The 23798-nt window shown below is 39.9% G+C and carries 24 protein-coding genes; 13 read left to right on the top strand and 11 right to left on the bottom strand.

Annotated elements, in window-relative coordinates; all coding sequences use genetic code 11:
* Positions 1-79: 79 nt before the first annotated feature.
* Both AC27JR_RS02995 and AC27JR_RS02990 read left to right on the top strand, forming a co-directional pair.
* Entirely contained in the window at positions 80-730 is a 651-nt protein-coding gene (locus AC27JR_RS02995; protein WP_008111545.1) for a response regulator transcription factor, read from the top strand.
* 158 nt (positions 731-888) lie between these two features.
* The gene (locus AC27JR_RS02990; RefSeq protein WP_036934086.1) at positions 889-2496 is read left to right on the top strand and encodes an AbgT family transporter; all 1608 of its coding nucleotides are present in this window, start codon (positions 889-891) and stop codon (positions 2494-2496) included.
* Between the two features lie 76 nt (positions 2497-2572).
* Here AC27JR_RS02990 and purU read toward each other — a convergent pair whose 3' ends face one another.
* Complete coding sequence (gene purU / locus AC27JR_RS02985; RefSeq protein ID WP_487172746.1) at positions 2573-3403, bottom strand: formyltetrahydrofolate deformylase; 831 nt, start codon at positions 3401-3403, stop codon at positions 2573-2575.
* Between the two features lie 406 nt (positions 3404-3809).
* Between purU and AC27JR_RS02980 the strand changes: the two genes are divergently transcribed.
* Both AC27JR_RS02980 and AC27JR_RS02975 read left to right on the top strand, forming a co-directional pair.
* Positions 3810-5477, top strand: coding sequence for a methyl-accepting chemotaxis protein (locus AC27JR_RS02980; protein WP_487172745.1), 1668 nt, complete (start codon positions 3810-3812; stop codon positions 5475-5477).
* 238 nt (positions 5478-5715) lie between these two features.
* Complete coding sequence (locus tag AC27JR_RS02975) at positions 5716-7068, top strand: magnesium transporter (RefSeq protein ID WP_487172744.1); 1353 nt, start codon at positions 5716-5718, stop codon at positions 7066-7068.
* 67 nt (positions 7069-7135) lie between these two features.
* On the opposite strand, the gene AC27JR_RS02970 is transcribed toward AC27JR_RS02975, so the two are convergent.
* From AC27JR_RS02970 to AC27JR_RS02940, 7 genes are all read right to left on the bottom strand, one after another.
* Entirely contained in the window at positions 7136-8131 is a 996-nt protein-coding gene (locus tag AC27JR_RS02970) for a GGDEF domain-containing protein (protein WP_487172743.1), read from the bottom strand.
* Positions 8132-8459: 328 nt separating this feature from the next.
* Positions 8460-8843: a DP-EP family protein gene (locus AC27JR_RS02965; protein WP_487172742.1), complete on the bottom strand. Its 384-nt coding sequence runs from the start codon at positions 8841-8843 to the stop codon at positions 8460-8462.
* Between the two features lie 23 nt (positions 8844-8866).
* Positions 8867-12121, bottom strand: a complete 3255-nt coding sequence (locus tag AC27JR_RS02960; RefSeq protein ID WP_487172741.1) for an nSTAND1 domain-containing NTPase — start codon at positions 12119-12121, stop codon at positions 8867-8869.
* Between the two features lie 62 nt (positions 12122-12183).
* Positions 12184-13011 (bottom strand): mechanosensitive ion channel family protein, encoded by an 828-nt coding sequence (locus AC27JR_RS02955; protein ID WP_487172740.1) that lies wholly within the window; start codon positions 13009-13011, stop codon positions 12184-12186.
* A 37-nt stretch (positions 13012-13048) separates the two neighbouring features.
* Positions 13049-13780: an LrgB family protein gene (locus AC27JR_RS02950; RefSeq protein WP_055013215.1), complete on the bottom strand. Its 732-nt coding sequence runs from the start codon at positions 13778-13780 to the stop codon at positions 13049-13051.
* Positions 13773-14126, bottom strand: coding sequence for a CidA/LrgA family protein (locus tag AC27JR_RS02945; RefSeq protein ID WP_054201771.1), 354 nt, complete (start codon positions 14124-14126; stop codon positions 13773-13775). Before AC27JR_RS02945 ends, AC27JR_RS02950 begins: the two co-directional genes overlap by 8 nt.
* Positions 14127-14209: 83 nt before the next feature.
* A complete protein-coding gene (locus AC27JR_RS02940; RefSeq protein ID WP_487172739.1) occupies positions 14210-15001 on the bottom strand; it encodes a crotonase/enoyl-CoA hydratase family protein in 792 nt (263 codons plus the stop codon).
* A 286-nt stretch (positions 15002-15287) separates the two neighbouring features.
* On the opposite strand from AC27JR_RS02940, the gene AC27JR_RS02935 reads away from it, so the two are divergent.
* From AC27JR_RS02935 to AC27JR_RS02925, 3 genes are read left to right on the top strand one after another with little or no spacing between them, the layout of a single operon-like run.
* A complete protein-coding gene (locus tag AC27JR_RS02935) occupies positions 15288-15608 on the top strand; it encodes an HI1450 family dsDNA-mimic protein (protein WP_487172738.1) in 321 nt (106 codons plus the stop codon).
* A 46-nt stretch (positions 15609-15654) separates the two neighbouring features.
* Entirely contained in the window at positions 15655-16467 is an 813-nt protein-coding gene (locus tag AC27JR_RS02930) for a DUF481 domain-containing protein (RefSeq protein WP_036934091.1), read from the top strand.
* A gap of 19 nt (positions 16468-16486) precedes the next feature.
* A complete protein-coding gene (locus AC27JR_RS02925) occupies positions 16487-16972 on the top strand; it encodes a DUF2244 domain-containing protein (RefSeq protein ID WP_138764952.1) in 486 nt (161 codons plus the stop codon).
* Positions 16973-17013: 41 nt separating this feature from the next.
* Here AC27JR_RS02925 and AC27JR_RS02920 read toward each other — a convergent pair whose 3' ends face one another.
* On the bottom strand, positions 17014-17499 hold the full coding sequence (locus AC27JR_RS02920; RefSeq protein WP_008111743.1) for an FKBP-type peptidyl-prolyl cis-trans isomerase: 486 nt from the start codon (positions 17497-17499) through the stop codon (positions 17014-17016).
* An 11-nt stretch (positions 17500-17510) separates the two neighbouring features.
* A complete protein-coding gene (ygfZ, locus tag AC27JR_RS02915) occupies positions 17511-18422 on the bottom strand; it encodes a CAF17-like 4Fe-4S cluster assembly/insertion protein YgfZ (RefSeq protein ID WP_487172737.1) in 912 nt (303 codons plus the stop codon).
* A 150-nt stretch (positions 18423-18572) separates the two neighbouring features.
* Between ygfZ and AC27JR_RS02910 the strand changes: the two genes are divergently transcribed.
* Positions 18573-18824 carry an FAD assembly factor SdhE gene (locus AC27JR_RS02910; RefSeq protein ID WP_010387788.1) on the top strand — a complete coding sequence of 84 codons (252 nt, stop codon included), beginning with the start codon at positions 18573-18575 and terminating at the stop codon, positions 18822-18824.
* Positions 18825-18879: 55 nt separating this feature from the next.
* On the top strand, positions 18880-19236 hold the full coding sequence (locus AC27JR_RS02905) for a hypothetical protein (protein ID WP_487172953.1): 357 nt from the start codon (positions 18880-18882) through the stop codon (positions 19234-19236).
* Here the strand turns inward: AC27JR_RS02905 and nadB are convergent.
* The gene (gene nadB, locus AC27JR_RS02900) at positions 19211-20821 is read right to left on the bottom strand and encodes an L-aspartate oxidase (protein ID WP_487172736.1); all 1611 of its coding nucleotides are present in this window, start codon (positions 20819-20821) and stop codon (positions 19211-19213) included. The genes AC27JR_RS02905 and nadB overlap by 26 nt on opposite strands.
* A 244-nt stretch (positions 20822-21065) precedes the next feature.
* On the opposite strand from nadB, the gene rpoE reads away from it, so the two are divergent.
* From rpoE to AC27JR_RS02880, 4 genes are read left to right on the top strand one after another with little or no spacing between them, the layout of a single operon-like run.
* Positions 21066-21647, top strand: a complete 582-nt coding sequence (gene rpoE / locus AC27JR_RS02895; RefSeq protein WP_008111753.1) for an RNA polymerase sigma factor RpoE — start codon at positions 21066-21068, stop codon at positions 21645-21647.
* 1 nt (position 21648) lies between these two features.
* On the top strand, positions 21649-22263 hold the full coding sequence (locus tag AC27JR_RS02890; RefSeq protein WP_008111755.1) for a sigma-E factor negative regulatory protein: 615 nt from the start codon (positions 21649-21651) through the stop codon (positions 22261-22263).
* 4 nt (positions 22264-22267) lie between these two features.
* Positions 22268-23221 carry a MucB/RseB C-terminal domain-containing protein gene (locus AC27JR_RS02885; protein ID WP_008111756.1) on the top strand — a complete coding sequence of 318 codons (954 nt, stop codon included), beginning with the start codon at positions 22268-22270 and terminating at the stop codon, positions 23219-23221.
* A 10-nt stretch (positions 23222-23231) separates the two neighbouring features.
* A complete protein-coding gene (locus AC27JR_RS02880) occupies positions 23232-23681 on the top strand; it encodes a SoxR reducing system RseC family protein (RefSeq protein ID WP_008111758.1) in 450 nt (149 codons plus the stop codon).
* Positions 23682-23798 lie beyond the last annotated feature (117 nt).

The following is a 23798-nucleotide window of genomic DNA, read 5'->3' as shown; positions in this document are numbered from 1 at the left end:
GCTTGATTAGAAGTTGATTCTAAACGTAGTATATCGGCTGTTGTCTATTGGACAGCAGCCGAATTTTTGGGAGTGAACAATGAGTCAGTTTTTAATAGCGGACGATCATCCGTTATTTCGTGAAGCACTAAAGGGCGCTTTGAGTGCAAAGTTTGCAGGTTTAGAAGTATTTGAATCAGCGGATTTTGATAGCACATTGCAGGTGTTAAGCGAACAAGAAGATCTTGATATATTACTACTAGATTTACACATGCCAGGTAACGGTGACTTATACGGCTTGATCCGTATACGTGAAGATTACCCAAGCTTACCTATTGCGGTGGTTTCGGGTAGTGAAGATGTAAATATTGTTTCGAAAGTTATGGGTTATGGGGCAATGGGGTTTATTCCTAAGTCATCATCATCTGACGATATTGCCAACGCAATTAACCAAATACTCGAAGGCGATACTTGGCTGCCAACCGAACTAAAAAGTAAAGTGGCTGAAATAGAAGGCGCAGATAGAGAAATTGCTGCACAAGTAGCATCACTTACTCCACAGCAATACCGTGTATTACAATATTTGCACGAAGGGTTACTGAATAAACAAATTGCGTACGAACTTCACATTTCAGAAGCCACAGTCAAAGCTCACATCACTGCCATATTTAGAAAACTCGGTGTTTATAATCGAACTCAAGCTGTTTTAATTGCTGCAAAACTACAACTAGAACCCATAGAGCAAGCCTAAGCAGACTAAATAAGAGGCGAGAGCCTCTTTTTTGCAATCCCATTACAACAAACCAATTAGTTAATTACCATGACATAACAAGTCATTCATCTTTATTACATGACCTGCTCAGAAAATAATGCTAGGTTACGGGCATTTTGTAATTAAGAGAGCATGGTATGTCAGACTCAATAGACTCACCACACACATCCCAAGATGAAAATCAGGTCGCAAAGGGCGGCTGGTTCAATCGATTTTTAGCCACAGTAGAATTTTTAGGGAACATGCTTCCCCATCCAATTACCTTATTCGCGCTGTTTTGTATTGCCATTATTTTATTTAGTGGCGTTGCCGATTGGTTTGGACTAAGTGCCATCGATCCTCGTCCTGAGGGCTCTGCTGGGCGCGATCCAGATGGTGTAATTGAAGTGGTTAGCTTACTCAGTGCTGAGGGCTTACAGCGTATTGTAACGGGCTTGGTGACTAACTTTACCAGCTTTGCTCCATTAGGTACGGTGTTAGTGGCGCTATTAGGTGTGAGTGTTGCCGAGCATTCAGGGTTATTGTCTGCGGCAATGCGTGGCATGGTTATGGGTGCATCTAAACGCTTAGTAACCTTTATGGTGGTCTTCGCTGCTATTTTATCAAACACAGCGTCTGAGCTGGGTTATGTAGTATTGATCCCCCTTGCGGCAATGATATTTCATAGCTTAGGTCGTCATCCGCTTGCAGGTCTTGCTGCAGCGTTTGCTGGTGTATCGGGCGGCTATAGCGCTAATTTATTACTTGGCACTATCGATCCGTTATTAGCGGGTATTACTACGCCTGCAGCACAAATGATTGACCCAACTTACCAAGTTGGCGCTGAAGCAAACTGGTATTTTATGATGATTTCGGTGTTGCTAATTGCTGTTTTAGGCACACTTGTTACTGAGAAAATTGTTGAGCCACGTTTAGGTAAATATAATCCAGATGAAGCCAGTGAAGATTTAGCTCAAAATAATATTGCGGGTTTAACTGACAAAGAAAAATCAGGTTTAAAATGGGCTGGGGTTTCATTACTTCTGGTTTCATTGTTACTTGCTTGGACTATTGTTCCTGCCGACGGTATTTTACGTAATCCTGAAACGGGGTTGGTTGCTCACTCTCCGTTTTTAAAAGGGATTGTGGTGTTTATTTTTGTCACCTTTGGTATTCCAGGTTTTGTGTATGGTCGCGTGGTTGGTACCATGAAAAATGATAAAGACGTGATCAATGCCATGAGCAAAAGTATGAGTTCTATGGGCATGTACATTGTATTAGTGTTTTTTGCTGCACAGTTTGTGGCATTTTTTAAATGGACTAACTTAGGTACGATTTTAGCGATTAATGGTGCCGCATTACTACAAGCACTTAGCTTAACTGGACCGGAAGTATTTGTACTGTTTATTTTAATGTGTGCGTTAGTTAACTTAACTTTAGGCTCATCGTCAGCGCAGTGGGCAGTAACAGCACCTATATTTGTTCCTATGCTGATGCTTATAGGTTATGCCCCCGAGACAATTCAAGCGGCTTACCGTATTGGTGATTCAGTAACTAACTTAATTACTCCGATGATGAGTTACTTTGGTTTAATCCTCGCGGTTGCCACTAAATACAAAAAAGACATGGGAATAGGTACTTTGGTAGCCACTATGTTGCCATACAGCTTAATTTTCTTTGTTGGCTGGGTGGTACTGTTTTATTTATGGGTATTTGTTTTAGGTATGCCAGTAGGCCCTGGGGCACCAACGTATTACACACCCTAATTAGGTAAGGTTTAATATTTACTTATAAAAAATGCCAGCTTAGTAGCTGGCATTTTTAATTTTGATATAAAGCTAATTATGAAAATACGACGGTTTTATTGCCATTAATAAACAGCTTATGTTCTGATGCTAGTTGCAGTGCTTTACAAAACACCGTTTTTTCCACATCTTTACCCATTTTAGCCATCATCTCAGCTGTATTCGCATGAGTCACACTCGATACGTCTTGTAAAATAATAGGGCCTTCGTCTAGCTCATTATTAACAAAGTGAGCCGTGGCACCAATAATTTTCACACCACGTTCAAACGCCTGATGATATGGTTTTGCACCAATAAAAGCAGGTAAAAATGAGTGATGAATATTAATGATTTTACCCTCAAAACGACCTACAAATTCAGGGCTTAAAATACGCATATATTTAGCTAGGCCAATAATGTCTGGGTTATAGCTGGCAATTAAGTCACCGACTTTTTCGTCGTGCTCACTGCGCGTAAGTCCTTCATGAGAAACTACATGAAAAGGAATATCAAACCCTTTCACTAGAGGCTCTAAAGTAGGGTAATTGGCGATAACGGCGAGTATCTCTATGTTTAGGGCTTGTTCAAATTGCTTAAGTAACATGCCGCCCAAACAATGAGCTTCTTTTGTAGCTAATAGTACCACTTTGGTTTTTTCTTCGCCGTGCAGTGCCACTTTTGCGCCAGCAGGTAATACATCGCGCAGTTGTGACAAAAACTCAGTATGTGGTTCGCCTGTAAGCTCTGTGCGCATAAAAAAGCGCTGCGCATCTTTATCTACAAATTCGTTATTACGAATAATATTTAAATTATGCTGATTACACAGTCCGGTAATTTTGGCGATTAAACCTATATCGTCTGCGCATTGGGTGGTTAGTATATAACTCATTTTCCTCATTCTTACCCAGTAGTTAGTTGCTTCATTATTTGTGTTTTAACTCAGAAAGCAAGGCCTTTGTGTGATGCCCAATATTTAATTTTCATTAAAGCTAAAATAGTGTTACTGAGGTTAGTTAAGATTTAATCGTAAGGTAATAAGCTGTGCACTAGTAAGAATTTATAGCATGAGAAAAATCAGTTATTTATTACTGCTTTTATACTATCGTCTAGTTATAAAGTTGATTTTAGTATGTTTTACTAACATACGAGTGTATTAAATTGCGCAACAACCCTGTTTGTGCTTAATTTATATACAAGTGTAGCGCTGTTGTCAGTAATACAAACAATGGAAACGTAGTTGCTAAGTGGCTGAAAAATAAAAAGCTTGATAGCTTATAATGTTAATTGGAGAAATAATGGGTAATTTAAGCTTAAAAACCAAATTGCTACTGCTGGCTGTTTTACCTTTGATTGTATTACTAATCAGTTTTATGGCAGGTTCTTATTATTTAGAGATGCAAAATCAACAGCAAAACTTTAATGAGTTCAAAACTAAATTAATTGCTGATAAACAAACTCTATTAAGAACAGAAATAGAAATCGGCTCTAAAGTAGTGCAATACCAATTAGCGCAAGGAAATGAACAAGACGCTAAAGATGCGTTGCGAGATTTAACCTTTGGTGAAGATGGTTACTACTTTATTTATGATACCGATGGTATTAGTGTTTTTCATGCATTACTGGGTGATGCGATAGAAGGGCAAAGTAAAATAGGCATGACCGACCCTAACGGTAAAAAAATAGTGGTTGGCTTACTTGAGCAAGCGCGTAAAGGCGGTGGCTCGTTTACTTATCATTTTCAAAAGCCCAATACTAGCGGCTTAGTCGAAAAAATTGGTTATGCAGCCATGATCCCAGGTACTAATTGGATGATAGGCACTGGCACATATATGGATGATATTGAAGCCGAACTGGTAAAATATCAAACAACCATGGAGCGCCATTTAAGCGAAAAAATGACCACTTTGGTTTTAATCTCACTTCTACTGCTTGGTTTAGCAGCAGCCGGTGCGTTGTACGCTTCTAATAATATGCTAAAACCAATTAAACGTATGGTGCAAAGCTTAGACGATATTGCCAAAGGGGAGGGGGATTTAACCCGACGTTTAGAAATAGATACTCATGATGAAATTGGTCAGTTAGGTGAATCTTTCAATGTATTTGTGAGCAAGCTACACAGTATTATTGCCGGAGTGGTTGATGTAACAAGTGACGTTAAAACAGCTTCTTCAGACATTAATACGCAAACATTGCTAATTGAAGATAAATTATTAAAGCATAACCATGAAACCGATTTAGTGGCAACAGCGATTACCGAAATGTCAGCAACCTCGCATGAGGTAGCGCAAAATACCACGCAAGTTGCGGTATCAACGCAGGCAGCGACAAAAGAAGTGGCCAACGCGCAAGATTGTGTAGATATTTCACTGAGCGAAGTATCAAACTTAATGAGCGAAATTAATCAAGCCGCAGAGCAGGTTAACTCCTTGAGTGAGCAATCTAAAAAAATTAATAGCGTATTAAGTGTAATTGGTGGCATTGCTGAACAAACAAACTTACTGGCATTAAATGCGGCTATTGAAGCGGCACGCGCAGGTGAGCAAGGCCGTGGGTTTGCGGTGGTGGCTGATGAAGTAAGAAGCCTGGCGAGTAGAACCCAAGACAGCACATTAGAAATTAACGAAATGCTAAGCGAGTTACATAATTTAGTAACGGCAGCGGTTGATGCAATGCATGCGAGTCAACAAAGCTGTAACCGCTCAGTTGAGTCTTCACGGGCTATATCTGAAAGCTTAGGTGCGGTAACTACGTCCGTGACCACCATTAATGATATGAGTACACAAATTGCCACAGCGGCAACAGAGCAAAGTAGCGTGACAGAAGAAATTAACCGTAACGTGTATGCTATTCAAGAAATAGTTAATGAGTTAACACAGTCGAGTAAAACCACTTCTTCAGTTAGTAAGCACTTAGCGGGACGCGGTGAGAACTTGGGTGATCTAGTAGGGCAATTTAAAATATAAATAGCGTGAGTTATTAATTTTTTAGCAAGCCGTAACGTGTTTAGTTACGGCTTTTTTTTGGCTTTATTTTTAGCTCAAGCGCGATAGCTAATAGCACGCTACAACCATAAATATTTAACAACACAGCGATTTTTTAATATTTTTATGCGTGTCTAATGTACACTATTAGCTATTCTCATTAATAAGTGCTTACTTATTACAGTAAATTTATAGTGAAAGACTATTTTAGGGTTTTTAAATGATAGAGTATCCGGTTGATCAGTTACCACAACTCATAAACGACTTATTGCAGTGTGGTACCACTGAGCGCAAAAATAAATTACTTATTGATGCTCAGCAAACCTTATCAACGGAACACTTATCCTTATTATTTGAAGCTATTCCTAAAGAGCAGCGCCTTGAAATTTGGCATTTACTAGATGAAGACACGCAACACGAAATTTTCGTTAATTTAAGTGAAGATAGCTGTTTATGGTTACTGCAAACCCTAGATGACAGTGACGGTTTTAAATTATTAGACGAAGTTAACGTTGAAGAGCTGCTTGAATTAGAAGAAGTGATCCCGCAGCGCTTTATTGATTATGCAAAAAAGCAGCTTGATGAAGCACAAACCAAACAATACGAGCTGGCGCAACAATATACGCCTGAGCAACTAGGACACTGGATTGGCTTTGACTTTTTAAAGGTGTCAGACAAACTCACAGCCGGCGGCGCTAAAAAGTTACTCCACAAAGGGTTACCGCAGTACAGCGAAGTGATTTATTTAGTGAGCCGCAAAGGCAGCTTAATAGGCGAAGTGGCAGTTAATGACCTGATAAAAGCGCATGATAACGAGAGTTTAATGACCTTAGCTAATCATGACTTTACCTCATTGCATGCAGACCATGATTTATATGAAGCCGCTGAAGTGGTTATTCATAGTGAACAAATGGCCATGCCCGTGGTTAATGCCGATAACAAACTAATAGGGCGATTAACCATTGCATCAGCTTATGAATTACGTCAAGAAATCGCTGACGAAGCCACAGCAAAGGCTGGTGGTTTACGAGAAGACGAAGACCTATTTGCTAGTGTTCGCAAAAGTGCTAAAAACCGAGGTATTTGGCTAGGTATCAACTTAGCGACGGCATTTTTAGCCTCGTGGTTTATTGGTTTATTTGGCGCCACCATAGAACAAGTGGTTGCTTTAGCTGTATTGATGCCGATTGTCGCTTCAATGGGGGGTATTGCCGGAAGCCAAACCTTAACGGTTATAGTGCGTGGTCTTGCGCTTGGTCAGGTTACCGACTCCAACCGTAAGGCACTGCTTAAAAAAGAGCTGCGTGTGGGCGCGGTAAATGGCTTGGTATGGGCTTTAGTGATTGGCTTGCTAACTTTCCTATGGTTTAACGATATTATGCTTAGTATAACCATTACTGTGGCGATACTGCTTAATCTAGTGGCTGCGTCGTTAGCGGGCGTAGTGATCCCGTCTATCTTAGATAAAATGAAAATTGACCCTGCATTATCAGGCTCAGTTATTTTAACCACAGTCACTGATATTGTCGGCTTTGTAACCTTTTTAGGATTAGGTAGTTTGTTACTACTGTGAAGCTGTCTCAGTTCAGCGCTAATTCCTATTTATTAGCGCTTGTTTTGGGCATAATGCTACTAATTCGTTAAATGATAGAGCTTATTCTATTGCGTCCTTCTTTTTTAGCTCGGTATAGTGCTGTATCGGTTGCACATAAAAGCGCTTCATATGTCCTATATTGATTATGATGCTCACAGGCTATACCTTGGCTTATGGTAATTTTAACCTCTGGTGGTAAGCCAATATCTGTGAAGGTCATCTTATTAACGAGTTGCTCGATTTGTTTTGCAACAATGGTTGCACTTTTAATATCGCAACGGGGCAAAATTATTGCAAACTCTTCACCGCCATACCTAGCCGCTAAACATTCTCTTGAGGGTACACACTGTAAAATTAGCTTTGCAATTTTTTGTAGGCATTTATCGCCTTTAATATGCCCATAGGTGTCGTTGAATTTTTTAAAGTGGTCAACATCAATCAATATGCTGGTTAGAGGTTGTTGGCTTTGAATACTCTCTTGCCAATATTTTTTTAATGACTCATCTAAAGCTAAACGGTTAGCAAGCCCAGTTAAATGATCGGTTGAGGCCTGTACTTTTAAACGGTTGTACATGGTTTTATGGGTACTAAGATCGTGAAGTATACACACATAAAGCTTTTGCGCCGATGCGATACTTTTAGGCATGCTTGAGATTGATAGGTCGGCTTCAATCACATCGCCATTGGCTTTATTAATTGTTACTTCATTAGGGCCATAGCTTAGCGCTGTATCTTTAATGCTAATCCAATTCGATAGGGTTTGCTTATACTTTTCAAGGTCGGAATCGTTTAAAAATGTTAATAAATTATCACCAATCAATGACTGCTGTGAGTGACCAAACAATTGCGCAGCTTTTGGATTAACAAACTCAAAATCACCTTGTTCATTAATTACAAATATTCCTTCAGCAGTGCCATTAAACAATTCAATTAAAGCACTAAATTGAGCATTTAAAAAAGGGCTCGATGAAGCACAATCGAAGGAGAGCGCTTTATCATTTTTAATTGCTGCAGTTTCTTTGTTATTAATTTGTTTAGACACGTTTTAGCCTTAGCATGGTACAGACGTTTTTGATGTCTACAAATTTACTTAAAAAAGTGCAATTAAACCTTTCGGTAATCTTCTGTTTTTAACTTGCTGATATTTAATGATAAAAACCATGTTTGCACAGGTTTTAAGTAACCTATGCAAGGTGAAAATTAGTTACTCAGCAATTGAAAGTTGAGGTTTTTATTATAAATTAGTAATAAAGGATAGTTATTAATGATGCTGCTTGGTATGTGTAAACGTTAAAGTGTTTGGCTTATAAAATTGCAAAGGAATAAATCAGCCCTGTGCAATTTAAAAATCAATAATTAATCGTTGTTAATTAATTTTCACCTCTATTTTCAACTTGCGGATCAGTGCTTTCATAGGCTGTGCCGTTGCACTCAACATTAAATATCAAACAGGCAGTACCTGGGTTTTCATCGGTATCGATAATAGTAATTTTGCGGCCATTATCGCTTACTTTAAAGCTGAAGTTTTGGGCGCATGGCGTTTCTTTATCGACATCAGTCATAGTCGCGCCAGTAAATAAAAATCCATTTTCAATTGTGGTTTCATCTAAACTATAAATGCCCGCAGTCTCGGTTCTTACAACTCCGCCGCCAGTCACTTCTTTACCATCTATAGAGTATGTAAAGTTAGCTTCGTCGTCACTGCCTAGTACAATGTTAACTGTAAAGTGAATTAGTTCTTGAGTGTTATTCATATTATTTCCTTTTTTATTCATAGTCATAGTTTAAAATTAGTAATGCCTAGTTTTACTAGGTTTGCTTTTATTTTGGGGATTTCGTCAGCTCGATTTAAGCAAGTGTACACCTGTACCAGCGGGTATGTGATACGAACACTTTGATCTTTTTCTGCTGTTTTAATAATGGCTTGAAGCGCATTTAAGCAAAACTGTTCTCGCTGCTTGCTGGTTGTACTTAACTTAGCTTTAAGTAAATTAACCCGTATCGGTATTATGTTATCGCCAATTTTCATTTGATTAGCTATGTACTCTTGATAGTTTGTATCACTCTCCAGCGCAATTAATAACTCCTGTGCTTTGTGCTGTGACAGCCTATCAATAAAATAGTGTATAAGGCTTACTTGTGTATTTATAATAAATTTATTGTCGAAGTATTGATTTTTGACAAATTTAATAATTTCATTTACTTGTTCATTAATATTTTTATCGGCTGAAAGCATCAATTGGTAGGCTAAAAAGCGATAGTATGAATCTTGAAAGTACTTACTTTTTGGATCCTGCAATATAGCGTTATTAATTGTATTAGTGGCTTGCTGTGCTTTTTCGTAGGCAGGTTGTCTATTGGGTAAATAACTTAAAAGATAGCTTTGCTGAATATAAGTATAAGCTAAACTGCTTGATAAACTTGCATCATCGGGATAATTCAATAGCATATTTGACAATTCACTTGAGGCATTTACATACATGGTTAGCGCGGCATTAAAATCACCGAGCCCTTCTTCGGTTTTAGCAAGCCAGCTGATGGTATCTGCTTTATCGCGCAATAAGTTTTTATTATTGGGTTTAAGCTTAAGCGCTTTGTTTTTAAGTGCCAGCGATTTTGTAAAGCTTTGTTTCGCTGCGCTGTAGTCAAATTTCTCTGTGTATAAAGAGCCCAGCGAATTATGCGAATACGATAGCTCCATAATCGAGTTAAAATCATTCGGTGCTAATGAATACATTTTCTCGCTGTAGGCATGATATTTTTTAAAAAATGGCTCAGTAGCAGCGTAATTACTTTTATCATAATGAAGCTGACCGAGCCAAAAGGCATTAGCACCGGCGAGTGTGAGAAGCTCTAAGTTGTTTGGTTGGATTTTTAATAATGCTTCAAGGCGAGTGCGGGCGTTTTCAAAGGCGGTAAAGGCTTCATCGGTTTTACCCCGTGAATAGGCGACTTCACCCATGGCCTCAAGGGTTTGTGCGTACTGAAAGCGACTTTTAAATTCTCCTTGTTGACTGCTAAAGTTAAATAGCGAGCTTGGTTTATCAACTTGATTAGTAAAATATTCAAGTGCTTTATTACTAATGCCATCAAGTAAGTCCATACGCTTTACGCTGCGTAATTTATCGGCAAAATCACCAACCATAAACCCTAGTAAGCTTTCGGCCTCTTGGCGCTTTTGCTGTGCAAGTTGCTGCGCTTGAAAGCTGGTAACACTCATAAATAGGGCAACACAGGTAAGTAAACAAAGCAGAGCGACGGTGCCGCGTTTTATGGTTGTTTTTGTTTTACTGTGTTTAAGAGAGCTGGTTATAAGCGCGCGTTCGTCATCGTCTAGTTTAAATATGTTGTCGTTTAATAAGGTAACGGCCTCTTGCAATGGTTTACCCGGTGCTAACAGGTAGGCGTTACTTTTGTGCTCATTAAGCCATTGCTGCGTGTGGTGGTGTAAGCGGCTTTTTATAGCAAGGGCATCTTTATGGTCATTAATCCACTGTTTAGCACGTGGCCATTGGCGTAATAATGCCTCGTGGGCAAGGCTAAAGTAGGCTTCTTGGTTTTGTAAATGCGATACAAATAAGCGGCTATCGACCATGGCTTGAACCAGCTCTTTTTGACTGGTGTTGGTTAACGCTTGTAAGCGGGCTGCGCGACTCGTAATGGTTTTACCATCTGGGTTTAGCGTTACTAATTGCGATAACACGCTTTTTAGTTGCTGCTGTTGCGCTTTAGAAAGCCCTATAAATACTTCTTCGGCTTTTTTGCCAATGGCACCCTCAATACCGCCGAGTTTTTCATATACACTGTGCAATAACTCATTATTATCACTGCGCTGTAAATACAGCTCTTGCAGTGTGTATTGCAGCATGGGCAGTGCATCTGGATTGTTGGCGGTATCGGCGCAAAGTATTTCATCCAGCGGGGTTTTGGTGTGTGGGTCTTGCGAAAACGTTAAATTAGCGGTTAACGCTGGCAAGCGAATAATTTGTTGTAGTTCATGGCGATTTGGCGGGGTTAAATCGTAATGCGCGCCATGAGCTTTGCCGGCCATAAGGCTTGGCTGCTCAACCACTAAAGGGTAAAAATCGTTACGACAGGCACTAAATACAATCACCGCTTTAGAGGTCGCTAAACGCTCAATAACAGATAAAAAATGACTTTGGATGTCGTTACTAAATAGCGGTGAGGAAAGTAGCACTTCTAAGCGGTCTATAAACAAAAACAATTGCGGCGTTTTTGCTGCTGTTTGAATATTTGCAATTGTATTTTTTAAGCCGCTAATTACATTATCTATGTCATGTTCTAGTTGCTGTGCCAGCGTTTGTGCGCTTAGCCCTGTAAATACTGGAATGTCGTTAATATCCCAATCGAGCATGGCCGAGGCGAGATCTAAATACAGCCTATTTTGAGCTACATCTGCAAAGTCGAGTTGGGTGTACGACATTACTCTAATGCCGTTATAGCCTCGCTCGTCGAGTAGCTTTGGCAGTATACCCGCATTAACTAATGATGATTTACCTGTGCCACTAGGGCCAAGGATTAAACAAAATGCGCGCTGCAATGTTACTTGGTTTGATACGCTCTCTAATAACGTGCTGATGGCATGATTACGACCAAAAAATAAGTGGGTATCGGTTGGGTTATATGCACTCAAACCTAAAAAAGGGGAGCCGCCTTGCCATGTGTTAACTTGGTTGGGGAGGTCATCAGCTAATGGAAACTCAACCGATGCAATAACCCTATAACCACGTTTACGTATGGTTTCTATGTATTGCGGGGCGCTTGCCTTATCACCCAGAGCTTTTCGTAACTGAGTGATAGTTTTATGCAGAGGGTTATCGCCGGTTTCTGTGTTTGCCCAGCAGTGAGTTAATAACGCGTCGCTACTCACAATCTCTGCTTGATTTTGACACAAGTATACCAGTACATCCATGGCTTTAGGTTCTAGCTGTTTTTGTTCCTCAGCGCGTTGAATAGTGTTACTGGCAGGGGTTATTTGCCATTCACCTAAATAAAAGGGAGGTTGATGCATAATAGGCTCATTTTTATAGTTATAAGTGCACTTAGTTTTTGCTTTAGTTATATTTAGTAGTACTAGTTATTTTTATTAAGTGTAACAATGCGCTGTGGAAACGGAATTTCGATATTGGCATCGTTAATTGCTTTATATACGCCGCCATTAATAGCGAGCTTAGTTTCAATAATTTTAGTGGTAGGAACCCAGTATCGATAGCTAATAGTAACGCCGCTATCAGCAAAGCGCTCTATGCCAATTTGTGCATTGGGTTGTTTAGCAACCAGTTCGTGATTAGCTAATACGTTTTCGATAAGGTTGATCGCAGTATCACTAGAGGCGCTGTAGGCTATGTCTATTTCACCTTTTACTAAAGAGTAGCTAAATGAGTTATGCAGAATTTCGCCAACAATATGTTTGTTGGGAATGGTTATTTCTACTTTTTCTTCATTAATTAACACGGTGTGGCCCAGTTCAATTACTTTTACTTGGCCACTAACCCCTTTTACTTCTATGGTATCGCCTACCACAAATGGCCGCGTGGCAATAATAGCAAGTCCCGCGCCATAATTAGAAAGCATGCCTTGTAATGCTAAGCCAGCACCCAATGAGGCTGCACCTATTGCAGCAACAAATGGGGTAACACTAATGCCAATTTTACCAAGCGCAATTATGATCACCATAATGATTAGCAGTACTTTCACTACATTACTAACAAAGTTAGTTAAGGTGATATCAACGTTATGTCGAGTCATCAAATTGGCAACTACTTCGGCAAGTTTTTTCGCCACCCAAAGACCAACCAGTAGAATAAAAATAGCACCGACTATTTGCATACTATAGGTGACTAAATACTCGGTAAGTAGGGCGTAGTACTTTTCAAATTGTTGAATTTCGGAACTGATCATGGTGAGCTCTAGTTTTAGTTATATTGGTATCAACTTACTATAACAAAGTGCTCACTAAAATTGGATATAATAGTGGTACTATCACAGCAGTTAATAGCGCACTCAATGCCATAGCCACTGATGAAAACGCCCCTATTTTTGGATGTTCGGCAATTGCAGCCGCGGTGCCTATAGCGTGACAGGCCGTTCCCATTGCAATGCCTTGTGCCTCAAAGTTAAATATTTTAATTAATTTTAGTAACAAAAAGCCAAACAAAGCCCCAAGCAAACCAATAAAAATAACCATAGCAGCGGCTAGCGAGCTGATCCCGCCAAGTGAGTCGGTGACAAGTAATGCAATAGGTGTAGTAACGCTAAGTGCCGCAACTGAAGCGCTGAGCTGCGATGGGACAGCAAATAAAACACTTAATACAAAAGCCACCAGTGTGGCGTTAATAATGCCAATACTGCAGGTGACTAAAATGAGTAAAAAGTTTTTTCGAATATGCATAAACTGCTGATACAAGGGGAGGGCTAACGCGACTATGGCCGGCTCTAATAACCACGTTAACAACCGACTATGCGATGCAAATTGTGAATAAGGTAATTTAAGGTTAACGAGTAATAAGGCAATAATGCCGATACTTAAAAATACGGGGTTCGTGAGGGATTTTAAAATGCTGTGACTTACTCTCACATTGAGCATTTTTAGTCCAAAAAAAAGAGTCATTATAAAAGGGATGGTCAACCACCAAAGGCTTGGCGTTATTGCACTGATTTGCTCATTCATTGTTTTCAGTGCCCTTAAAGTGGCCAACCACACTGGCTACTAAAATTAAGCTACTCAAGGGCACTATAATCATCACAGTGGTTAAAAATGGCCAATGTGTTTTTATAAGTCCCAAGTGTTCAATAAAACCAACGCCTGCAGGAATAAAGAAAATAGGCATTACATTTAAAATAGGCGAGGCGCATGGAGTAAGTTGCTGCTCTTTAACAATGCCTGATAAAAGTAGTACCAGTAAAATAACCATTGCTAATAGTGGCGCAGGAAAACTGGCATCAATAAAGTGCATAATAAGTTTGCCCGCTGCCAAGCAAAGCAAAATGATAGCGCTACTTAAAAAGTATTTCATGACGACGACTCAATACAATAGAGGGTTATCACTTTAACAAATAACGCTGTTTTGTGCATTGTGCCTTAGTATTACCATCAATGTTACCAGTGCTTGGCGTTTGAAAACTCAATACCAGTTTTACCTTTTGCTTTAGCAATGGCTTTTTTAGTATTGGGGTTGCTTAATAAGCGAATTTGGCTCCATGTTTCTTTAGCGAGTATTTTTCGAGCTTGGGCTTTATAGCTTTGTTGAGTTACTCGTTTTATTGCCGCCAATGTGTCAGGTGAACGCGCTTGTAATGTTTCAAGCATTTCTTTAGTTGCTTTATCGGTATCGTCGGTTGTTTTTGTTACTAAACCGAGTTCAAAAGCGTCTTGTGCGTTTATTGGTTCGGCATGGCTTGCTAGCCAAAGTGCTTGGTCGCGTTTTACTAAGCCTGAAAGCATAACATTAGCGCCCATGTCTGGGCATAACCCCCAGCGCGCTTCCATAATGGCGAGTTTGGCATCGTGGTGAACAATTCGGTAATCGGCACCCAGTGCTATTTGCAACCCTCCACCAAGGCAATTTCCATTTATTTTAGCAATTACAGGCACACTCAATGACTGCCAGCCCAGTACGACCTTTTGCGCTAGGTTTTGATTACCAGGTAGCCATTTGAATAGGAGCTTTATGATATTGAATGGTGAAGCCATAACCGCGTTAATATCGAGTCCCGCACAAAAGTGTTCGCCCTCACCGGTTAATACAACCGCACGAATACTGGCATCTTTTTTTATATTTTTAATCACCTTGTTAAGCTCAACAAACATAGCAAAGCTTAAGGCATTTTGTTTTTCTACACGATTTAATGTAACAGTGGCAATACCCTGTTTTTTTTCTAATTTTATCATTGTGCACTCCTCTGACCTGTTGCTTGAGCTTATGTTTTTATTGATGTTAAGTAAAGTGGATGAAGATGAATAAAAACAAACTGAATTTTTTAAAGCAAATGGGGTCTTTTATCTTTAACGATTAACTTAATTTTTAAGGGTAACGCCTTACGCTAACTAATCGTTAATCTATCTATAAGTATTAGGAATAAATAAAAAAGTCAGTATTTAACGTGTTTTTTTTATCAAAACCCCAACAACTTTTGATATTATGATACCCACTTAAAAGCTCAGAGGTTAACCATTCATGTCAGGTCCACGTTTATTTACGGTAGAAGAAGCAACTCATCAAGCTTATGATATTTTTTTAGAGCTGGCTCCCAATAATTTAAGCGATAAAGATGTTGAAGAATTTAACCTGCACCGTGAAGAGCTAGGCTTTATTGAAGAAGATGAGCCTGTTGAACAGTGGCAAGACTTTGTTGCCTTAGAAATTGAACCTGAGCATTTTATTCAAGTATTAGTAGGCCTTGAGTTTGATAATGAAGACGTATTATTTGCGAAAATTTTAATTAGCCGTGATAAAGATGCACCTTTTTGTCATATTTTGTGGAAAGAAAGTGAATAATCATTTCTCCGCTTTTTTGTTATTGCCATTTGCAAGAGAACGTATTTTGCGAAACTCCTTTGTATTACTGCTTTTATTATTTAGCTGCTTTAGCTGGGCTGTTGATCCTTTTGAAGATTTTCATGAGTATGGTCAGCTTTCAGATGAAGAGATTCATGAGTTACACAAAGGCGAAGTACTGTATGGCGATACCGAATTTGGTTTTATTTTAAGTAAAGGCAATACCAACTCCACCAGTTTTAAGCTTAAAGGGAATCTTTATCAAGATTTTGAAAACTGGCGAAATCAATTCAAAATAGACTCCCTCTACAAACGTGACGAAAATGAAGAAACAGGTGAGTCTGATGTGACTGCTAATCGCGTGTTTGTATCTGCACAAGGCAACTATAAAGTAGGGGTTAAAAACTCGTCGTTCTTTATTTATGGAGATTACGAGGAAGATGAATTTAGTGGCCTTGATTTTAAAAGCACGGTAGCAACTGGTTATGGTGCACGTGTTTATCAAGGGGTTAAAAATAAAGTAGATATAGATATTGGCCCAGGTTTATACCGCTCAGTTGCTGATGATGAGTCAACAGCACTTGAAGACGACAAAGACAAAATGGGCTATTTACTTCGTATTGCAATGCAGTGGGAACGGTTGGTATCTGAGCGCACCCGATTTAATCAGGATATTAGTATAGAGCAGTCATTGTCTGGGCTTAATTCACGGTTAAAGTCAGAAACGGCATTAATTAGCCAAGTGGTTGGCGCGGTATCGCTTAAATTTGCGTATATGTACCGTTATAATTCTAAGCCTGAGGAAGATAAGCTTAAATACGATTCAGAGCTCAGTGCAACCTTAGTGTACAGTTTTTAACTTTTTAATTGAGAGTGTTATGTATCAGCATAAGCAGTATGCGGTATTTATATTTGTAGTATTAGCGTGGATCAGTGGTTTTGTTGCACTTGCATGGAATTTAATGGGTGCCGATGTGCCGTTAATGGTATTTGCAGGTATTTTATTACTGGTGGGTTTTTTATTTCATGGTTTAACCATTAAAGTTGATGATACCCATGTTAGCTGGGCATTTGGTCCAGGTGTTGCCGGCCAAAAATTAGCATTAGAAGACATAGTGGATGTAAAAGCAGTACAAAACTCATACCGTCATGGTATTGGTATTCGCATTACACATGATGGTTGGATTTACTCGGTATCAGGCTTTAGTGCGGTGCAATTAACGCTTAAAGATGGCACTCAATATCGCTTAGGCACGAATGACCAAGAGGGGTTAGTTGCTGCGCTTGAAGATAAAATAACTCCTGGCGAAGTACCAGCAGCAGAGCCTCAAGTTAAATTACGTACGCATAATAATATGCTGTAAAAAAAGCGCCTCAGGCGCTTTTTTTATTACTGCATTAGGGCTTAGTGCTCGTGACCACAACCGCCTTCGCCATGTACGTGGCCATGCTCAAGCTCTTCGGCTGTTGCATCGCGTACTTCTAAAATTTCTACATCAAAGTTAAGCGTAATGCCGGCAAGTGGGTTGTTACCATCAACAATGACTTCTTCATCTTGAATGTCGATGATCATTACTGATTGGTCGCCGTCATCGGTGGTTGCACGAAATTGCATGCCCACTTCAATTTCCATACCTTCAAACATTGATTTTGGTACGGCTTGCATTAAGTGATCATGACGCTCACCGTAACCTTCTTCTGGTTCTACTTTTACACTTAGTGTATCGCCAGCTTGCTTGCCTTGCAGCGCATTTTCAAGCCCTGAGATCAGGTAGCCTGTACCAACGATAAAAATTAATGGCTCACCGCCAAATGAGTTATCAATGGTATTTCCGTCATTATCTAAAACAGAGTAATGCATTTTTACCACTTTATTTGCTGCAACGATCATAGTCATTCCTATTATTCATCTTCAAGAGAGTAAGGTAGAGGCAGAATGTTTAGCTCTACCGAAGGGGTGTGTTTTGCACGAAGAGTCTGATCGATATCAGTATCGTTTGGCAACACGACCAAACCAGTTAAAGTCTGTGTTTGTTCATTATAGCTTTGCGCAATAAGTTTACCTGCGCGGCGCCAGTTTTCACCTAATTGAGTTTCAATGTCGGGTGCTTCGAGTAACCCTTCACTTTGCCCAGAAACGATATACATAGCACGTTTGTTTTTGCCTAGGTACTTCATACGTGCAACGGTTTCTTGGCCTGTGTAGCAACCCTTTTTAAAGCTAATGCCGTTAATGGCTTGCAGATTAACCATTTGCGGTACGTACTCATCAATCGCATCGACACTTAATTGCGGTTCACCAGCGAGTATAGACGTTTGTTGCCATAGGGCATCGTTGTCGAGAGTTGACACGTCATCAGGTAGGCAAAATTGGCTGTCAACCATTAGTAAAACGCGGTTTGGTGCCAGTTTCAGTGCTTTGCCATGGGCGAAGTCGCAGGCTGTGGCGTCATCGCTAAAGTGAATATCCAATTGTGTGAGTAAGTTTGTTAAGTCATCGCTAAGTAGACCAATTAATCGCTCTGATGCTTTATTAATTTCAACTTTTGCAAATACAGCGTATTTTTTTAATTCAGCTAGTGAACGTTCGACTTCTGCACTTGAACCAGCTAAAAAGTAACTTTGTTGATAAGAAAATAGCTTAAATACACCCCATAACTTACCTTTTGCACTACAGTGACCTGCCCACAAAAAGTTGCTGTTATTAAGTTTATTTAGATCTTGAGTGATTTGTCCGTGGAGATACGATAATTTATCTGCGCCTGAGAGGCTAATAACCTGATGTGATAAAGGACATGCATAAACCTGAGACATAAACACCTTCTTTTCAATAACAAATGAGGTCACATAATAACGTAGTTAAAGCGTATGGTACAGCGACTAACAGACGATGTTTTTATAACTTAGTGCTGTTAAATTAACGCATATTTGGTAAACTCGAGTTAATTAAATATGAGGTTTAAAATGGTTGAAATACATAGTAAAGCACGTATCCGTTGGGCTTGTCGCCGTGGCATGTTAGAGCTAGATGTTTTGTTTATGCCGTTTGTTGAAGAAGCTTATGACTCGTTAGATGCTAAACAGCAAGCGATTTTTCAGCGTCTATTAACCCAAGAAGACCCAGATTTATTCGCTTGGTTTATGGGCCATGAAGAATGTAAAGACGCAGAGCTAAACAGCATGGTTCAGCTAATTTTAGACCGAGTTCGTGTATAGATTTACTGTTACAAATAATAAAACAGACCACAAACCGATTGTGGTCTTTTTTTGTGTGCTGACTTTAGTGTTGTGCCTATTTATGGACTCGGTGGCGGCAACTCTTTTTTGTATTGCACTTAATACCCTTGCTGGCATTATCGTTTGGCGAAAAATCGTTGCAGCTCAGCCACAGCAGGGCGTCATACTTTTAGAGCCGAATCAATTTCGCTTTGAAGGCTCTGGCAGGCAAATTCAAGGTGTAATTAGTAATCAAAGCCGATTACTTGGTCGCAGTGTGTGGTTGTATATTAATGGTTTTAGTAAAAACTATTGGCTGATTATTTCAGCCAATAGTGTTGATGAGCAAAGCTATGCGCGTTTAAAACGGGCAACGCTTGAAGTAATTAATTACGCGGAGGGGTCAAAATAGTGGGTGTTGGGTTCTCATTTTGCTCTGGATAATCAATGGTAAAGTGTAGTCCACGACTTTCTTTACGTTCCATAGCACTTCTAATAATAAGCTCGGCAACTTGCACCAAATTACGTAATTCAAGTAAGTTATTGCTTACTCTAAAGTTTGCGTAATAATCGTGTATTTCTTGTTGCAGTAACTCAACACGATGAAGCGCACGTTCAAGGCGTTTAGTTGAGCGTACAATCCCAACATAATCCCACATAAACAATCGTAGCTCATGCCAGTTGTGAGTGATGACAATTTCTTCATCTGAATTAGATACACGACTTTCGTCCCAACTAGGTAAATCAACCAGCGCGGGTGCGCTCTCTATTTTACTCAAAATATCTTTTGCTGCTGCATGGGCAAACACAATGCACTCTAATAACGAGTTACTCGCCATGCGGTTAGCACCATGCAGGCCGGTATAAGCCACTTCACCCACAGCGTATAAATTTGCTAAATCCGCTTTGCCGTTAAAGTCGGTCATTACGCCACCACAGGTGTAATGTGCTGCGGGAACGACAGGGATTGCCTCTTTGGTAATATCAAGCCCTACACTCAAGCATTTAGCGTAGATAGTAGGGAAGTGTTCAATAATAAAATCTTTGTCTTTATGGCTAATATCTAAATATAAGCAATTTGCGCCAAGGCGTTTCATTTCAAAGTCGATAGCGCGCGCTACAATATCGCGCGGAGCGAGTTCTTCTCGTTCATCAAACTCTTTCATAAAGCGAGTGCCATCAGGGCGTTTTAAATACGCACCTTCACCACGCATTGCTTCGGTAATTAAAAAGTTTTGTAATTCTGGATGATAAAGACTGGTTGGATGAAATTGATTAAATTCCATGTTAGCAACGCGACACCCTGCACGCCACGCCATTGCAATGCCATCACCACTAGAAACATCAGGGTTAGAGGTGTAAAGGTACACTTTACTTGCACCACCCGTTGCAAGGGCAACAAATTTTGCGCCAATAGTTTCTACTTTTTTGGCTTTTTTATTCCACACATGCATACCGTGAACATGTGACCCCGTTTTACCGATATTTTTATCAGTAATTAAATCAATCGCATTGTAATGCTCTAACAAGGTGATATTGCTATGTGCTTGAACTTGGCTAATTAACGTTGTTTGCACTGCTTTGCCAGTGGCATCGGCAGCATGCAAAATGCGTCGGTGGCTGTGACCCCCTTCGCGGGTTAAATGAAAACGCTCTTTACCTTTACTATCAAATTCCATATCAAAAGGCACGCCTTGGTCAATCAACCATTGTAGGCAGTCATGCGCATTGCTGGCAGTATAATGAACAGCTTCTCTGTCACACAAACCGCCACCGGCATCTAAAGTATCTTCAACGTGAGATTCTATACTGTCATTTTTTTTATCAAAAACAGCGGCAATTCCGCCTTGGGCATAAAGAGTAGAACCTTCGGTTAATTCACCTTTACTGATCACGGTAACGTTACAGTAATTAGCCAAAGATAAAGCAAGTGATAAGCCTGCTGCGCCGCTACCAATAATAGCGACATCGGTAATGTGATGTTTATTTTGGTTCATCTGTGAGGTACTTTGCGGTTACAATGCTCAGATAGAGCAATATTTATTTTTAATACTTATAGTTGTACCATATTTGTTGAACTACTACTAAGTGGTTTTAGCGTATAAACGCGTAATTTGTAGCTATTTTATAAAAAAACAATATGAGTCAGAACTTTTTATTCATCTAAGGGTCAGAGTAGGTGTGAACAATGGCGACACTATGAATAATAAGCAAGAATCAATCAGAGGAGTACCGGCTCGAATGAGCGAGCAGGAATTAGATTTAGCGTTAGTGAAAAGGGTTCAGCAGGGAGATAAAAACGCCTTTAACCTATTAGTTAAGAAGTATCAGAACAAGATTGCCGGTTTGATCTCACGTTATGTATCAAATCAAGGTGACATTGCTGATGTAGCACAAGAAGCGTTTATTAAAGCGTACCGTGCCCTTCCAAACTTTCGTGGTGACAGTGCTTTTTATACTTGGCTTTACCGTATCGCCGTTAATTGTGCTAAAAATTATTTAGTGGCTCAAGGGCGTAAACCGCCAGCAAATGATATAGATGCTGAGGATGCCGAGTTTTATGAAGGTGCAGATTCAATGCGTTCTAACGCGTCACCTGAAAATTTACTATTAAGCGAAGAAGTACGCGCTGTTATTTTTAATACGATTGATAGTTTGCCTGAAGATCTAAAAACCGCGATTACTCTTAGAGAAATTGAGGGTATGAGCTATGAAGAAATAGCCGTGGTGATGGATTGCCCAGTCGGGACGGTACGTTCGCGTATTTTTCGTGCCCGTGAAGCAATTGATAATAAATTAAACCCATTGATAGGCGAGTCTTAGTATGACAAAAGCACACGTTAACCGCTTAGATAACGAATCGTTATCAGCATTACTTGACGGTGAGCAAACTTTAAATGATGCCGCTATTGCATCAGATGATGTTGCTACGTTTGGCCGTTACGCGTTAATCGGTGATGCAATGCGAGCTAAAGAAAATAACAATAATATGGACTTTGATATTAGCGATCGCATTTCGTTAGCACTTGAGAGTGAGCCCGTTTATGCAGACTTTAGCCAGTCTGACAGTGTGGCAACCCCTTCAAGCACCGAAACAGACAACAAAGTAGTGGCGTTTAATTGGCGTAAACCGGTTGCCCAATTGGCAATTGCAGCAAGTGTAGCAATGTTTACTATTGTTGGCGTGAACACCTTACCGCAAGGTGAAGATGCTCCACAAAATGAAATTCCTTTACTGCAAACCACGCCGTTAACCGGCATGGCGTCGCCAGTAAGCTACTCATCAGCACCAGCACTTGATAACGCAGAGCAAGGCTTGCGCGAGCTTCAACAGCAACGCATTGGCGCATTAGTACTTGAACATCAGCGTCAAGCGCGTGTTGCTCATTCGTTAAAAACAGCTAAAACAGATGAAACATCGCCAGAGGAAAAAAACTAATTAGATGAAAGTAATCACTTTTATTATGTCATTGGTGTTAAGTTTTAACACTTTTGCCAATGACACAAACCCCGCTAAAGATTTACTGCTTGAAATGGCCAGTGCAGTTCACACTCGTAATTTCGACGCCTCTTTTGTTGTTGTTAAAGGTAAAAGTATGGAGCCCTACCGCTGGGTGCATGCTAAACAAGGTGATATAGAGCTTGAGCATTTAAGTTTGCTTAATGGTGCAGGCCTTGAAATGATCCGTATTGACGACCAAGTTACCTACTTTGAGCCACAATCAGAACCTTACTCGTTAACAACCGACTCAATTGCAGGTCCCATCCCAGAAGTTTTATTTAAAGATATTAATCGCCTAAGTGCGCATTATGATTTTGTGCTTGGTGGTAAAGGCCGTATTGCGGGGCGTCCTGCTCAGCTGGTTCGAATTGAATCTAAAAACGATGACAAATATAACTATTGGATTTGGATTGATACTGAGTCTTCGTTATTATTAAAAGCCGCTTATGTTAATCATCAAGGCGAAGCACTTGAGCAATTACAACTTACCCATATCAGTGTAACTGAGCAACCGGCAAGCTTATTATTAGAAGTACTTAATCGTAATTTTCCAACCCCATTACCCGCTAATTCAATTGCTGAACAAAGCAAAGCAAATGCCATGAATTGGACTATTGGTTGGCTACCTGAAGGGTTTGAACTACTCAAGTCAGATAGACATAAGCTCGACTTAAACAATGAATTAACAGACTACTATTTATTTTCTGATGGATTCGTTGAGGTATCAGTATTTGTACAACGACCACTACCAGGCAAGCGTTTAAGCGGAGCACTGACCTCGGGTGCAACCACTATATATGTGCACAACGGCGGAAATTTTGATGTGTCTGTGGTGGGGAATATCCCAACAACGAGTGCTAAAGCGATTGCAGAGTCGGTATCACGGGCATTATAGAATCTAAATTATGATAGAACAAACGTTAACCGTCGTGGCCCTTAGTGGCCACGTTGCGCATTTAGAAGCCCAACAAAAACAAGCCTGTGAAGGCTGTAATGGACGTTGTGGCTCACAGGTGTTTAGCAAGTTATTTGGTACCGCCAAAAAAACCTTGCCCTATAAATTTGAAACGCAATTAGAGGTGGGGCAAAAAGTGACCCTGTCACTGGATGACAGCCATGTTGTAAAACATGCCTTTGCCGTTTACATGTTGCCCTTGTTTTTGAGTTTAATCTTCGCCTTAATAACCAGTGAATTAATATTATTGGCCGAAGGCTGGCAAATTTTAGCTGCGATATTGGGTGGCATCACCGGCTTTTTAATTGCTAAAACATGGGTAAAATCACTTAGACATGAGATTAAAGTGATAAAAATTCATCCAATTAGTCTCCCTTTAACTCAAATAGATGGTGATTGACGCCAATTAAATGTAAAATTGCGTTTTTATGCCACAGTAACTTGAAAATGCACAGCAAGTATTTTCAAGTTATTTAGGCATGCGACCTTAGTCCTTTAAAATAGAAGTTTAGAATCC

The sequence above is a fragment of the Pseudoalteromonas sp. NH0006-26 genome (genome assembly GCF_057552415.1).
This window is presented reverse-complemented; position numbering and strand designations above follow the sequence as displayed.